Annotated in this window: 14 protein-coding genes; 9 read left to right on the plus strand and 5 right to left on the minus strand. The window is 58.5% G+C overall.

Going from position 1 to position 14,355, the window contains the following annotated elements:
- Positions 1 to 78 precede the first annotated feature (78 nt).
- The 3 genes from ACR0JB_RS06965 to ACR0JB_RS06975 form a co-directional block, all read right to left on the minus strand.
- Positions 79 to 1,350: an MFS transporter gene (locus ACR0JB_RS06965; protein ID WP_170375765.1), complete on the minus strand. Its 1,272-nt coding sequence runs from the start codon at positions 1,348 to 1,350 to the stop codon at positions 79 to 81.
- A gap of 112 nt (positions 1,351 to 1,462) precedes the next feature.
- Positions 1,463 to 2,509, minus strand: coding sequence for a tRNA preQ1(34) S-adenosylmethionine ribosyltransferase-isomerase QueA (queA, locus tag ACR0JB_RS06970; RefSeq protein ID WP_480789797.1), 1,047 nt, complete (start codon positions 2,507 to 2,509; stop codon positions 1,463 to 1,465).
- 31 nt (positions 2,510 to 2,540) lie between these two features.
- A complete protein-coding gene (locus ACR0JB_RS06975; RefSeq protein WP_367648488.1) occupies positions 2,541 to 5,927 on the minus strand; it encodes a YhdP family protein in 3,387 nt (1,128 codons plus the stop codon).
- A 68-nt stretch (positions 5,928 to 5,995) separates the two neighbouring features.
- Here ACR0JB_RS06975 and ACR0JB_RS06980 point away from each other — a divergent pair, with 68 nt between their 5' ends.
- The 6 genes from ACR0JB_RS06980 (at position 5,996) to aqpZ (ending at position 11,082) form a co-directional block, all read left to right on the plus strand.
- Positions 5,996 to 6,457, plus strand: a complete 462-nt coding sequence (locus tag ACR0JB_RS06980; RefSeq protein WP_170396168.1) for a peroxiredoxin — start codon at positions 5,996 to 5,998, stop codon at positions 6,455 to 6,457.
- A 61-nt stretch (positions 6,458 to 6,518) separates the two neighbouring features.
- A complete protein-coding gene (locus tag ACR0JB_RS06985) occupies positions 6,519 to 7,358 on the plus strand; it encodes a ferritin-like domain-containing protein (RefSeq protein ID WP_170505568.1) in 840 nt (279 codons plus the stop codon).
- 180 nt (positions 7,359 to 7,538) lie between these two features.
- Complete coding sequence (locus ACR0JB_RS06990) at positions 7,539 to 8,864, plus strand: DUF5930 domain-containing protein (RefSeq protein ID WP_170505565.1); 1,326 nt, start codon at positions 7,539 to 7,541, stop codon at positions 8,862 to 8,864.
- Entirely contained in the window at positions 8,854 to 9,354 is a 501-nt protein-coding gene (locus ACR0JB_RS06995; protein ID WP_170349036.1) for a bactofilin family protein, read from the plus strand. The genes ACR0JB_RS06990 and ACR0JB_RS06995 overlap by 11 nt, the downstream gene beginning before the upstream one ends.
- A gap of 97 nt (positions 9,355 to 9,451) precedes the next feature.
- The gene (locus ACR0JB_RS07000; RefSeq protein ID WP_170505562.1) at positions 9,452 to 10,273 is read left to right on the plus strand and encodes a M90 family metallopeptidase; all 822 of its coding nucleotides are present in this window, start codon (positions 9,452 to 9,454) and stop codon (positions 10,271 to 10,273) included.
- A 122-nt stretch (positions 10,274 to 10,395) separates the two neighbouring features.
- Positions 10,396 to 11,082: an aquaporin Z gene (gene aqpZ, locus ACR0JB_RS07005; protein ID WP_170358950.1), complete on the plus strand. Its 687-nt coding sequence runs from the start codon at positions 10,396 to 10,398 to the stop codon at positions 11,080 to 11,082.
- 42 nt (positions 11,083 to 11,124) lie between these two features.
- Here the strand turns inward: aqpZ and ACR0JB_RS07010 are convergent, their stop codons facing one another.
- Both ACR0JB_RS07010 and ACR0JB_RS07015 read right to left on the minus strand, forming a co-directional pair.
- Positions 11,125 to 11,673: a peptidylprolyl isomerase gene (locus tag ACR0JB_RS07010; RefSeq protein ID WP_170396176.1), complete on the minus strand. Its 549-nt coding sequence runs from the start codon at positions 11,671 to 11,673 to the stop codon at positions 11,125 to 11,127.
- Positions 11,666 to 12,172, minus strand: coding sequence for a peptidylprolyl isomerase (locus ACR0JB_RS07015; protein WP_170349040.1), 507 nt, complete (start codon positions 12,170 to 12,172; stop codon positions 11,666 to 11,668). Before ACR0JB_RS07015 ends, ACR0JB_RS07010 begins: the two co-directional genes overlap by 8 nt.
- A 132-nt stretch (positions 12,173 to 12,304) precedes the next feature.
- On the opposite strand from ACR0JB_RS07015, the gene ACR0JB_RS07020 reads away from it, so the two are divergent.
- From ACR0JB_RS07020 to ACR0JB_RS07030, 3 genes are all read left to right on the plus strand, one after another.
- Entirely contained in the window at positions 12,305 to 13,501 is a 1,197-nt protein-coding gene (locus ACR0JB_RS07020) for a phosphoglycerate kinase (RefSeq protein ID WP_170396178.1), read from the plus strand.
- A 64-nt stretch (positions 13,502 to 13,565) separates the two neighbouring features.
- Complete coding sequence (locus ACR0JB_RS07025; protein ID WP_170396180.1) at positions 13,566 to 13,910, plus strand: lysozyme inhibitor LprI family protein; 345 nt, start codon at positions 13,566 to 13,568, stop codon at positions 13,908 to 13,910.
- A gap of 132 nt (positions 13,911 to 14,042) precedes the next feature.
- Positions 14,043 to 14,342 carry an FtsB family cell division protein gene (locus ACR0JB_RS07030; protein WP_170349043.1) on the plus strand — a complete coding sequence of 100 codons (300 nt, stop codon included), beginning with the start codon at positions 14,043 to 14,045 and terminating at the stop codon, positions 14,340 to 14,342.
- The last annotated feature ends 13 nt before the right edge of the window (positions 14,343 to 14,355 follow it).

The following is a 14,355-nucleotide window of genomic DNA, read 5'->3' on the forward strand; positions in this document are numbered from 1 at the left end:
GGACGTAAGGTCATTTAAGGATGTTTTTCAGGATTGTAACAGTAAAAAATTGCAACATTCGCGACATATTCTTGTGTCTTAGGCAACATCTTGCGTTTCGGCCTCGGCTTCGGCGGCTTCAATGGCAACCTCTTGCGCCACTTCAACCGCAACTGGCGAGGCCGTCGGATAGACCGGGGACATGGTGCCCGTCTCATCCACCGGGATCGCCGCACGCTGTGTCATACGGTACAGCGCATAAACAGCCATCGTCGCAAGTAACGCGGCGATGAACAGGAAGAACCCCTGCGGGCCAAAGACGCTGTCCCCCATCAGCCAGCCGGTGATCAACGGGCCGGCAATCGCGCCAAGACCGTTGATGAACAGCAAACCGCCCGAGGCTGCGGCCATGTCTTCATGATCCAGAAAATCGTTCGCGTGGGCGATCAACAGCGAATAAAGCGGGTTCGACATTCCCCCGATCACAAAGGCCGCGCCCAACAGGATCGGGAAAGTGACGCCGAATAGCATGCCCGCTAATGCAGCACACGTTCCCACCCCTGCAACCAACATGATCAGGAAACGACGGTCCATGCGGTCCGACATCCAGCCCAGCGGGTATTGCAGCACCAAGGCACCGACATAGAACGCAGCGATAAAGGTCGAGATTTCAACCAACGACAGGCCCGCGCGGGCGCCGTAGACCGACGCCATACCGAACTGAGCCGAGAATACACCACCCAGAAGAAACATACCGACACAGCCCAGCGGCGAGCTTTTGAAAAGTTCGCGTAAGGTCATTGGTTTGGTTGTGTCGAACGCCGGTGTTGGTGAAATAGACAGCAGGATTGGCGCAAATGAGACGGAAACCAGGATGGAGGCAATCACGAAAGTGTCAAACCCAGCCGGGTCGCCCAACAATACCAGCCCTTGGGCAGTGATGATGCCCGTCATCTGGAAGATCATATAAAGCGACAGCGCCTGACCGCGGTTCTCGTTGCTGGCCGCGTTGTTCAACCAGCTTTCTGCGGTGACGTACACGCCGGAAAAGCAAAATCCGATCACGACACGACCCAAAATCCAGATGACCGGGTCGGTCATCAATGGGTACAGGATCATGACGGCCGAGATGAATGAGGCCAACGCCGCAAACACACGCACATGCCCAACCCGTCGGATCATCTCGGGCGCCAGACGCGACCCGCCCAGAAATCCCATAAAATAGGCTGACATCACGAAGGACATTTGCAGGGTCGAAAAGCCCTCAATCTCACCCCGAACCCCCAGGATCGTCCCTTGCAGGCCGTTTCCGACCATCAATAGGCCCATACCAAGAAGAAGCGCCCACGCGCTGGACAGGACCTGAATCATTGGGGCCTCCGAAAAATGCCGACCTGAACTCTGGATTCGTTTTTATATGAAAAACGGCTCTGATCGCGCTTGTCTACGACATTGCAATCAGACGATCCCGACAACGCGCCCCTTATGGGATCAAAAGCGACGCGTCCCCGTAAGAAAAGAAACGATATTTCTGTTCAATCGCATGCGCGTAGACATCACGCATCCGGTCCTGCCCCATCAGTGCCGAAACCAGCATCAGCAGGGTAGATTTCGGCAGATGGAAGTTGGTCATCAACGCGTCGCTGACGTGGAATTCAAAACCGGGATAGATGAAGATATCAGTATCACCCTCCCACGGCTCGATCTGCCCGGACCGTGCGGCGCTTTCGATCAGGCGCAGGGCAGTTGTGCCCACGGGGATCACCCGCCCTCCGGCGGCTTTGGTGGCGCGGATTTCTTCGACGGCCGAGACGCTGACCTTGCCCCATTCGGCGTGCATCTTGTGGGTGGTCACGTCCTCGACCTTGACCGGCAGGAAGGTCCCCGCCCCCACATGCAAGGTTACATGGCTGATGGCGACGCCGCGGCCTTCAAGCGCCTGCATCAGCACCTGATCAAAATGCAACGACGCCGTGGGGGCTGCGACGGCACCCGAATTGCGTGCCCAGATCGTTTGATAATCGGTCTTGTCTTGTTCGTCCGCCGGGCGTTTGGCCGCAATGTAGGGCGGCAACGGCATTGCGCCGGCCTGTTCCAGCGCGGTATCGAAATCCTCGCCCGTCAGGTTGAATCGCAGATAAGCCTGGCCATCTTCGACCCGGTCCAGCGTGGCGCTGAGGTCATCGGAAAACCTGATGTCTTCACCAAGCTTGACCTTTTTCAGCGGTTTGATCAGCGCCGCCCATGTGCCGTCGGCCTGCGGGTCCAGCAAAGTCGCTTCGATCGCGGCCGAGACCGGCCCCTGTGCGGTGTCGCGATGGCGGCGACCGTTCAGGCGCGCGGGGATAACGCGCGTATCGTTCAGCACCAGCCGGTCACCGGGTTTCAGCCAATCCGGCAGATCAAACACATGGGCGTCCGTTACCGTTTCACCATTGGCCACAAGCAGCCGCGCAGACGAGCGTGGGCTCGCCGGGCGCGTGGCAATCAGGTCTTCGGGCAGGTGGAAATCAAAGTCGCTGAGTTTCATGGCCGCGCCATACAGCGCCCCACTTCCCAATTCAACGGTCTGATGGTGGTGCCCCGAAAGTTCGTTTCGGCTCATCCGGTTTTATCGGCTGTGCATTTGGCCCATCGGACACCGTGGGTGCTGGAGCCCTCAGTAGGTTTCGCAGAAACAGTGGTGCCAGCCCAGACAACGGATTGACCGACACTTTCGGGTCCCGCAACGGTCCGGTCAGGGTATAGTTGAAACCAATGACGCCCTCACCTTTTTTAGTGAAAACACTGCCAATCGCGTTCACCAGATAGATCGGAGAAATCGCGCCACGCAGGTTCAGCGTTCCGGCAACCGTGTTGATGGTGCCGTCAAAGGACAATCCCATCGACGGCCCGACCGCACTGCCGCTGAGAACTTTGACCTCGGTCGGGGTGATGCGCATCCGGCTTTCGATTGACGAGAAAAAGATGCCCTGCCCGGCCATTTCATTGACCAGACCAACAAGGCTGATGGCGTTCAGCAGCGCGGCCATGGCCGGGGCATCCTTAATATATGTATTGGTGATCTTCGCGATGACGTCGTAATTTCCGGGCCCCGCAACCGGTTCCAGTTGCACGTTCAGGGACCCGCTTCGCGCCTGTGTGATCATGCCCGCAGACCGCAGTACCGCCCCCGCATCATCCGAGGTCAGCGTCACCGCGCTGCGATCCGCACGTGGAGAGACCTGCCCACGCACAGACGCGCCCCCGTTTACGTTGGCGGTGAAGGCACCGTTGACGCCGCCGGTGGTTTGAAAAGCGCCCTTGAACCCGGTCAGGGCTATGGTCTCGGTTACTTGCAAACGGTCCAATGTCACGTCCATTCGGGGGCCGGTACCGGAACCGCCACCACTACCGCCGCCGCCACTGCCAAAAGTCGCGCGCCCCAGATCCATCACGCCACCCAGCACCCGAATATCCGGCACTGCCCCACCTCGATTGACAAGCTCGGCCGGAACCGCCAGCCAATTGCCCAGATCAAACGAGCTGAACTGAACCCGGTCGAAATTTCCGTCGTTGAACGAGATCGACGCAGTGGTGCGCAATCCGGCTGCATCCAGCTTGAGTTCGTCCACTCGCAGGTTGTCCCCCAACGTGGCCTCAAGCGTCATTGTGCCGGCCGTGCCGGTCCCTTTGCGCCAGCCCAGTTCGGGAATAGCCAGCGCGACGCCTTTCAAGTCGGACGATGCGGTCAGCTTTGGCGGAGTACCTGCGCCAATACCCAGCGCAATATCCGCCGTGCCCTGCCCCGTCAGCATCCCCCGAGGCAACCCGGCATTCAACTCGGTCATCAATCGGGGGGACAATTCGATCTGGCCCGTCAATTCGCTGCGCTGCGCTTCGGTTTCACCGATCGGTTGTTGCCACGCAGCTTGGATGGGAACATCGCCAAACAATCCTTCGCCGGAAATTTCAACGCCGGTTTGGTTGCCTTCAAGCGCAAGCTGGTCGGCGCTGACCGAAAAGCCAGGAACCAGTTTGTCACTTTCTACATTGTCGATATCACCAAGAAAGTGGAATTCGGTGTCTTCGAATTTCAACCCCTTCTTCATTGGCAGCGACAATGTTCCGGCAAGATTTACAGTACCTTCGACCAGATCAACCGGCAGGTTCGCTTTGGTTAGCAAGCTGAGCGGCGGGCGATCAAGCAGCGACAACGCAGCGGTCGCACTCCCTTTGGCCGTGATCCGGGTAATCGACGGGGAAATCCCCTTGATCTCGGTATCGGGGATGATGAAGGACGTGCCCGTGGCATCAACTGCGCCCCCTTCATCCGCGATGACAACACCCGATTCAGCGGTGGCGGTGAAACGGTGATTGATCAGACTGGCCTGTCCCTGTGCGTTCTCAAGCGGCGGCAGGGTCTTGGCGAACCTGATCTTTGCCTCGTCAAAACCGAAATCCAGATAGATATCTGGTTTGCTGTCTGGCCGCAGCCGCAAAGCAAAGTCAACGTCCGAGAACCGCCCCTCATACAAATTCTCTTGAACCCAAAGCCGTGGTTTTGACGCCAGGCGTTCAGGCCAGTAGTTCAACAGCTCATCCCCGTTCATGCTGTCCAGATGCGCATCCAGTTGCGCCGCCCAACCCTCGGGTTCGCCGATCAGCTTGCCAGAACCCAGCAACCGATAGTTGGCGTCTTCGACCATGATCTGACCCAACCGCAATTCGAACGGGGCCAATTTCATCTTCATATCAAGTTCGGCGCGTGCCAGGTTCAGCGATTCTGGAAACAGGTTGGCCGGGTTGATGTTGATGTTGCTGAGGCTCAGCTGCGAGGTCAGACTTTCCAACGCACCGTTTTCAATTCCACGCAGGAACGCCTTGCCCTCGGCATGAAACGCGCCCCATGCGGACACCACCGAGACTTCGTTGAAGTCCAGCTCCTGCCGCGTGGGGTTGTAGGTGAAGTAGGTTCTGGCGGACTCGAAGGGAATGGGGCGCGTTTCCTGCGTGGGCTGCACCGCGCCTGCCCCAAGGTTTAGCGTTGCAAACAGCGGCCCCAACGCCGCCTTGTCGTCAATGCTGCCGCGCAACGCCCCAGAGATCGGTGCCTTGAGAACCTGCAACCACGACAGAGCAAGACTTTGGCTGGCGATGTCTTCGGCTGGCAGGTCGGTGATCGAAATGCCAAACCGCGCCTGTGGCGTACCCAGAACACTGGTATAGTTCGCCTCGATCGAGCTTGCATAGTCGCGCCCGGTCAGCACGGAAAACCCCGTGGCCAGATGCATTTCATCGCCGGTGCGGGTCACAGTGATATGCCCCCCGTCGAATACCCAGGCCCGCCCAAGGCGCAGATCCTGATAATCCAGCGTCAGCGATTCCAAGTCGACCGAACGCAACCCGGACAGGATAGGCGACAGGAATACATCATCCGATTGCTCGATCAGTTGGGCCAGGTCCGGTGCTTGCTGCACAGGGGCGCTGCCCGAACCAACTGTCAGCGACAATGCCCCGTCCAGGCCCCGGGTCAGCGCGATCTGTGCATCGCGAAGGATGATGCGGCGCGGGCGGATTTGACCCCGTAAAAGCCCGCGCATCGACAATCGGGTGCGCAGGTCCGAAACCTGCGCAATCTGCTGCCCGGCTGCGTCGCTGATCGTCACGTCCCTCAGCTGCAGACGGGGACGCCATTCCTCATTCACGATAAAGTTGACGTCGCCAAACCGGATTTTTAGCCCTCCGAGGCTGTGTTCAAGGCGCTGTTCAACCTGCTTTCGCAACCATTCGGGTGCATGAAGATTCTGGCCGATCAGAAAAAACCAGCCCACAAAGACCAACAGCCCCAGCGACAGGACCGTCCAACCGGAAAAATGCGCGGCAATACGACGACGGGACCGGCGACGCCGGGGCTTTTTGGGCTGCGACGCACTTTTGTCTTCGTGCTGCACCAATTTTCTATCCACGTCTTCCAACCCGCCCGCGCCGCCCTATGATGTCTGGCAGCCCTTAAAAAACTTTAGCGGAGTTTCCAATGCCCGACGTTTCAGACATCGCCCCTGATTTCACTTTGCCCCGCGACGGAGGCGGCGAGGTCACATTGTCAGCCCTGCGCGGCGGCACCGTCGTTCTGTTCTTCTATCCTCGTGATGATACGCCGGGCTGCACCAAGGAATCCATCGGTTTCTCGGAACAACTTCAAGCCTTTGGTGACGCGGGCGCTCACGTTTTCGGCATCTCGCGGGACAGCGTCGCCAAGCACGACAAGTTTGTTGCCAAGCACAATCTGACCACTCCGCTGTTGTCGGATGAGGGCTCGTCGGTCTGCGAGGACTATGGCGTATGGGTTGAAAAGAATATGTACGGTAAGAAATCGATGGGCATTCAGCGCTCGACATTCATCATCGACGCCGATGGCAAAATCGCCAAGATCTGGCGCAAGGTTAAAGTGCCCGGTCACGTGGATGAGGTGCTGGAAGCCGTACGGGCGATGTAACGCCCCTCGACCACGCGCGCCATCCGGTCTAAGAGCCGCGCGTGCAATCAAGCGGAGAAACATGGTGCCCAAAACGCTGACCCAGATGGCGACTGAGGTTCTGACAACGGCGGATGGTCGGGAAAAAACCGCCCTGTCCAAAAGTCATGCCGCCGCGTGGTTCGCATCGCGCAGCGGTGAAACGCCAGAGATCGAGATCGGCACCGCTACGCCACCGCTGCAACCCGCACGCCCGGATCAGCCTGAACTGCTTTCCCCGCGCGAGGTACCAAAACGGAAACCGGGTACAGAAGCGGGCCGTGTCGCCCTGCTGCACGCTGTCGCGCATATCGAGTTGAACGCCGTTGATCTGCATTGGGACATCATCGCCCGCTTCGGTCATGTGCCGATGCCTGTCGGGTTTTATGACGACTGGGTTAAATGCGCCGAAGAGGAATCGCGTCATTTCGAGATGGTGTGCGATTGCCTTGAGGCCATGGACAGCAACTATGGCGCTCTGCCCGCCCATGCCGGGATGTGGCGCGCGGCCGAGGACACCGCCGAAGATTTGATGGGTCGATTGGCCGTGGTTCCCATGGTGCTTGAGGCACGCGGGCTGGACGTGACCCCCGGCATGATCGACATATTCCGCAAGGCCAAGGACGAAAAAGCTATTGCTGCGCTGGAAGTCATTTATGCCGAAGAGGTTGGGCATGTGGCTTATGGCTCAAAATGGTTTCATTTCCTGTGTGGGCGCGAGAATGCCGATCCCAAGGATGTGTTTCACCAATTGGTTCGCCGGTACTTTCACGGCGTGTTGAAGCCACCTTTCAACGAAGAAAAACGCGCCGAGGCCGGGTTGCCGCCTGATTTCTACTGGCCCCTGACCGAGGAGCTGCCCGCGCCCGGCTCAGCTCAATAAACGCGCGCAAATTGATGTTATCGGCAATTTCCCGCCGAGATTTGGCGGGAATAACGCGGTTTCATGTGTGAACTAGTTTACAAACTTGCCCAAATCACGCGTGCCCTCTATGCACTTCGCCAAAGGGACGGCTATCACTCACGACCGGTCCCGAATCTTGGGGATGAGAGGTGAAGACGCGTGCGAACACGTCTGGCAATTAAGTTACACTCACTGCTCGAGCGGCATTTTCCCGAACGCCGAGTCTTTCTGAAATCTGACAACGACACGCGGTTTATCCGGCTCAGCTCGGAAACGCAGATTTTCGCCGTTGCTGGCGTTGCAGTATTCGTTGGCTGGACCGCCGTCGCCACGGCGATCCTGCTAATGGACAGCATCGGATCGGGTAATTTCCGCGAGCAAGCCAAGCGCGATCAGGCGACTTATCAAGACCGTCTGAACATCCTGTCGACGGAACGGGATGCCCGGGCGCAAGAAGCGCTGGCCGCGCAAGACCGGTTCAACGCGGCGCTGGAACAGATCTCGGCGATGCAATCGGAGCTGCTGGCGTCGGAAAACCGCCGCCGCGAGCTTGAGACCGGGATCGAGGTCATCCAGACCACCCTGCGCGCCACGATGAAACAGCGCGAAGAGGCCCGCACTGAGCTGGCCAGCATGCAGGTCGAGACCGATGACGGCGACATTTATATGACCGCGGCAGGCGACCCGGAACAAATGAATTTCATGACCGACGCTCTGGTCCGGACGGCACTAGAGCGCGACCAAATCGCCGCCGATGCACAGGATGCTCTGGCACAGCGCGACGATCTTGAGTTGGAAATCCGTTTGATGCAGGAACGCAGCGACGAGATTTTCCGCCAACTGGAAGAGGCGATGATTATCTCGGTTGAGCCTCTGGACAAAATGTTCCGCCAGGCCGGTATGCCCACCGACCGTATTATCGAAGAAGTCCGCCGCGGCTATAGCGGCATGGGTGGCCCCCTCACCCCCATCTCATTCAGCACGCGCGGAGAGGACCTGACCCCCGACGAAATCCGCGCGAATGTGTTGCTGCAACAGATGGACCAGCTGAACCTGTACCGCATTGCCGCCGAAAAAGCCCCCTTTGCCAGCCCGGTGCATGATGTGGTGCGCTTTACCAGCGGTTTTGGCACGCGACGGGATCCAAAAACCGGGGGGCGGCGCATGCACAATGGGGCGGATTTTGCCGGTGCCCACGGAACCGACATCTTTGCCACCGCCGACGGAATCGTCACCCATGCGGGCTGGCAATCCGGGTTCGGCAGGCTGGTGAAAATCAAGCACGCGTTCGGGGTTGAGACTCTTTACGCTCATAATACCAAGATCCGGGTCAAGGTTGGCCAAAGGGTCTCGCGCGGGGATCATATTGCTGATATGGGTAGCACTGGACGGTCTACCGGCACGCATCTGCACTATGAGGTTCGCGTCGACGGTGTGCCAAGAAATCCAATGACTTACATTAAGGCTGCGAGAAATGTTTTCTAAGAGCAAAATCAACGAGCCCGCATCCGACGCCCCCGAGACAGCAAAACCTGCTGCTCCGGCGACACCGGCTGCCCCTGCACCGGCGGAAACCAAGGCCAGCACCGCACCCAAGCCCAAACCTCCGGCATCGGTTCTGTCCTCGGATCTGCACATCACAGGCAATCTGAAAACCACGGGCGACATCCAGGTCGAAGGCACAGTAGAAGGCGACATCCGCGCGCACCTGCTGACCATCGGCGAAACCGCGACCATCAAGGGCGAAGTCACCGCTGATGACGTCGTGATCAACGGCCGCATCGTGGGCCGCGTGCGTGGCCTGAAGGTGCGCCTGACCTCGTCTGCCCGTGTCGAAGGCGACATCATTCACAAGACCATCGCCATCGAAAGCGGCGCGCATTTCGAAGGTTCAGTGCAGCGTCAGGACGACCCGCTGAATCCTGGCCGCAGCGGCAAGTCGGGCGCCAACCCGGCGGCCGAGGTCAAGCAGTAACACTGCCCCTAAATATGAATAAGCAAACGCCGCGGGTCAGCCTGCGGCGTTTTTCTTTTGCCCTTGCCGGTTGCTGTGGTCGGTATAGGGTTCTGACATGTTGATCTTTTTCTCTATCCTTCTGTTGATTGCGGGCTTCTTTCTGTACCGCCACTGGTCAAAGTCCCAAGCGCGGCAGGCCCTGCTGGCCACGCCCTTGACCGACCACCAGCGCAGGCTGATCGAGCAGCAAGTACCACTGATCCGCCGCCTTCCCGCCGATCTGCGGGCCAAGCTGGACGGCAAGGTGAACCTTTTTCTGGACCAGGTGGAGTTCCACGGCTGCGACGGGCTGGAGGTCACCGAAGAGATGGAGCTGGCCATTGCTGCGCAAGCCAGCCTTTTGTTGGTTAACAGCGACCTTTGGTACGATCACCTGACAACCATCCTGATCTATCCTAGCGCCTTCAAATCACGTCAGCGCCGGCAGGATGGCTATGTCGTCAGCGAGAAAGAGATCGTACGCACCGGCGAAAGCTGGGATCGCGGGCCGGTCATTCTGTCGTGGTCGCACAGCAAGCAAGGCGCCGCGAATGATCACGATGGGCAGAACGTCGTCCTGCACGAGTTTGCGCATCAGGTCGATGACCTGTCTGGGGGCACCAACGGCGTTCCGATCCTGAGCGACGGTCAGAGCTTTGCGGAGTGGGAACGTGTTTTCCTGACAGCCTATGACGCCCACGTTCGCGCAGTCGAGCATAGCCAACATACAGTTATCGATCCCTATGGTGCCGTGGGTCACGAAGAGTTTTTTGCCGTGTCGGTCGAGGTGTTTTTTGAACAGCCCCGGCAGCTCGAGGCCGCTGTTCCCGATGTTTATAAACAGCTGTCAAAGCTGTTTCGACTGGATCCAGCCAGTTGGGACAACGCAAAGAAATGAAGCCAACAGGGACGTGAAAAGTCATCCCTGAACACAGTTGGAGAATTTTCTCCTTATCCTGACATTTCACAAATTGTAATTTTTGAATTACGCTTAAACCAGTGTTTTCAGGAGGGATTTTCATGGCACCTAAACTCATGGCCGAGTTCTTCGGCACATTCTGGCTGGTACTGGGCGGGTGCGGCAGCGCCGTTCTGGCGGCTGGCGTTGCTGACGTAGGCATCGGCTGGTTGGGCGTTTCCTTTGCCTTCGGCCTGACGGTTCTGACCATGGCATACGCGGTTGGACATATCTCGGGCGGGCATTTCAACCCGGCGGTCAGCCTTGGTTTGATGATCGGTGGCAGGTTCCCGGCGCAAGAACTGATCCCCTATTGGATCGCGCAGGTGATCGGCGCCATTGCTGCTGCGGCCGTTTTGTACCTGATCGTCAGCGGCGCACCAGGGTTCGAAGGTGTTGGCGGGTTCGCCTCGAACGGGTATGGCGAGGCGTCACCCGAAGGTTATTCAATGATGTCCGCATTGGTGATTGAGATCGTGATGACCGCGTTCTTCATTGTGGTCATACTGGGCGCAACATCCAACTTTGCACCTGACGGGTTCGCTCCGATCGCGATTGGCCTTTGCCTGACCCTGATCCACCTGATTTCGATCCCGGTGACCAACACCTCGGTCAACCCGGCGCGTTCAACCGGCGTGGCCCTGTTTGCTGATGGCCCGGCGCTGGCGCAGCTCTGGCTGTTCTGGGTCGCCCCACTTATCGGCGCAGCCATCGGGGCGCTGATTTGGCAAATGATGGGTGACGACTGAGACAAAAAAGCCCTGATGCCGATGCGCATCGGGGCTTTTTTATTATTCGGTGACGGTGACTTTTTTCATCACGTCCGGTTGACCGATCACAGCGCCGTTCGGGCCGTCACCGCGCTTGATCGCGTCCACCACGTCCATGCCGTCAGTGACCTGACCGACAACCGTGTATTGGCCGTTCAGAAACGGACCCGGTTCGAACATGATGAAGAACTGCGAATTCGCGCTGTCTGGATCCTGCGCTCGCGCCATGCCGACGACACCGCGGTCATAGTTGAAGTCCGAGAACTCGGCAGGCAAATCGGGACGATCAGATCCACCGGTTCCGGCACGACGCATGTCGCCACCGATACGGCCGAATTCAACATCACCGGTCTGCGCCATGAAGCCATCGATGACTCGGTGGAACACCACGCCGTCATACTTGCCCTCAGAGGCCAGAGCGCTGATCTGCTCGACATGTTTGGGGGCGATGTCATCAAATAGGTCAACGGTGACGGTGCCGTTGGCGCCCTCACCTTCGATCTCGATCTGCAGGCCCGTGGCCAGCGCAGGGCTGGCCAGCAGGGCAAAAGCGGCGGCCAGCTTATACATCAGACGCAACCTTGACGCTGATCATGCGGTCGGGGCTTGCAGGCGGCTCGCCACGCACGATGGCGTCTACATGCTCCATCCCGTCGATGACGCGGCCGTAAACGGTGTACTGGCCATTCAGGAAATGGTTGTCCTTGAAGTTGATGAAAAACTGCGAGTTGGCCGAGTCCGGGTTTTGCGAACGGGCCGCACCCAAGGTGCCACGGTCATGTGGCAGCTTCGAGAATTCTGCCGGGACGTTCGGCAAAGACGAGCCGCCAGTGCCCGCCATACGCAGGTTGAACCCGTCTTCCATGTCGCCGTGCTGTACGTCGCCGGTTTGCGCCATGAAACCGTCGATCACGCGGTGAAAGGCCACGTTGTCATACTCACCACCACGCGCCAGCTCCTTCATCCGGGCACTGTGCTGCGGGGCAACATCCGGCAACAGCTCGATGACGACATTGCCGTCTTTCAGTTCCATGATGATCGTGTTTTCGGGATCCTTGATCTCGGCCATGAGGCCCTCCTGTCGTTTATCTTGCGCAAATACCTATGCGCCACGCGCGTGAATGCCAAGTGACGCATTGACCTGAAGGCAAAATGCAGGAAAAGAACCGCCTGAATCTGTTGTAATGGCAAGGATAGAGCGATGGGCTGGAAAACTCTCGACGATATGGACCTGAACGGCAAACGCGTGCTGGTGCGCGTCGATATCAACGTGCCGGTCGTTGACGGGGTTGTGACCGATGCGACCCGTATTCAGCGTATCGTCCCGACCGTGCGCGATATCCTCGCAGCCGGGGGCAAGCCCATCCTGCTGGCCCACTTCGGTCGCCCTGGTGGCGAGCGGCGCGAGAACCTGTCGCTGAAACAACTGATCCCCACGCTTGAAGCCGCCTTTGGCACCGAAGTTCTATTCGCCGCAGATTGCGTCGGCACCGAGGCTGATCTGGCCGCCGAAGCCCTGAAGCCCGGTCAGGTGCTGCTGCTGGAGAACACCCGCTTTCACGCCGCTGAAACCAAGAACGACGCCGATCTGGCCGCGGGCATGGCCAAGCTGGGCGACATCTATTGCAACGACGCCTTCTCGGCTGCTCACCGCGCCCACAGCTCGACCGAGGCCATCGCGCGGTTGCTGCCCGCCTGTGCCGGTCGCCTAATGCAGGCCGAACTGGAAGCGCTGGAAGGCGCACTGGGTGCGCCCAAGCGCCCTGTGACAGCGGTTGTTGGGGGGGCAAAGGTATCTACCAAGCTAGAGCTGCTGGGCAACTTGGTCGACAAGGTTGATTACCTGGTGATCGGTGGCGGTATGGCGAATACGTTTTTGGTCGCTCAGGGAGTTAGCGTTGGCAAATCATTGGCGGAAACAGCGATGAAGGACACCGCAGCCGAGATCTTGACCAAGGCTGAAACCTCGGGCTGTAAGATCGTACTGCCTTCGGACGTTGTGGTCGCCGAGAAATTCGAGGCAAATGCCCCACATCAGGTGTTGCCAGCCGATCAATGCACCGAAGACGGAATGATCCTGGACGCTGGTCCTGAAAGCGTAACGGCCATTACGGACATATTTGGTCAGAGCCAGACCCTGATCTGGAACGGCCCGCTGGGCGCGTTCGAGATCGAACCCTTTGACACCGCCACCAATGCAGCAGCCCTAAAAGCGGCGGCGCTGACACGGTCGGGACAGCTGGTTTCGGTCGCTGGCGGCGGTGACACAGTCGCGGCGCTGAATGCATCCGGTGCGGCCAAGGATTTCTCGTATATCTCGACCGCTGGCGGCGCGTTCCTGGAATGGATGGAAGGTAAAACCCTACCCGGCGTCGCCGCCCTAGAAGGTCAGGCGTAAAGTCAAAATTGGTCGCATTTCAGGCCTCATGGTAGTCTCTCCTTGTTGAATCGGAGATTTCGTCATGAGGTTCATAGTCTGCCTGGTCGCCATATTGATACCTGCCTACTCTGCGGCACAATCCAGCTGCGACGGGCAAACGCAACTCGACGCCAATTTCTGCGCCAAGGAAAAGTGGGAAATCGCTGATCGCGAACTGAACCGTATCTGGGCTGAGGTCAAACCAATGGCCGATGCACGCGGAAACGGTCAGGCCCTATTGGACGAACAGCGCGCCTGGCTGAAAGCGCGCGACGCAGCCTGCGACCCGGAGCTGGATAGTGACGGCAGCGCGGCGCCCATGTTCTATTGGGATTGCATGGAACAACAAACTCTGACGCGCAATCAGATCCTAAAGTCTGCGCGCTGAGAAACTTAAACCGACCATTCGCGAAAAAGTGCGAATCAAGGGATTCACAAGCCGAATCACCTGTGACATAGTGCGAACAGATGCCCGCAAAGGGCACGTTTTTGAGGCAGACTTCATACGGCGGTAAACAGAGTGTCCCGTTCCCATCGGCCCGGTTTGGGCGCAGTTGTATTCTTCATGGTAGCTTTCATGCTGGGTGTGTATTTCACCTTCGCCGCCGTGCAAGGCGACTATGGCCTATTCAGACGGGTCGAGATTGCAGCGGAACGGGACGCCCTGTCACAAGACCTGGCCAAGCTTAAGGCCGAGATCGCCGAGATGGATAACCTGACCCGCCGTTTGTCCGACACTTATTTGGACCTCGATCTGCTGGATCAGCAGGCCCGCTCGGTTCTTGGCATGATCCGTTCGGACGAAATTGTCATCCGCTAAGCCGGACCGACAT

Source organism: Ruegeria sp. BI7, from assembly GCF_056537925.1.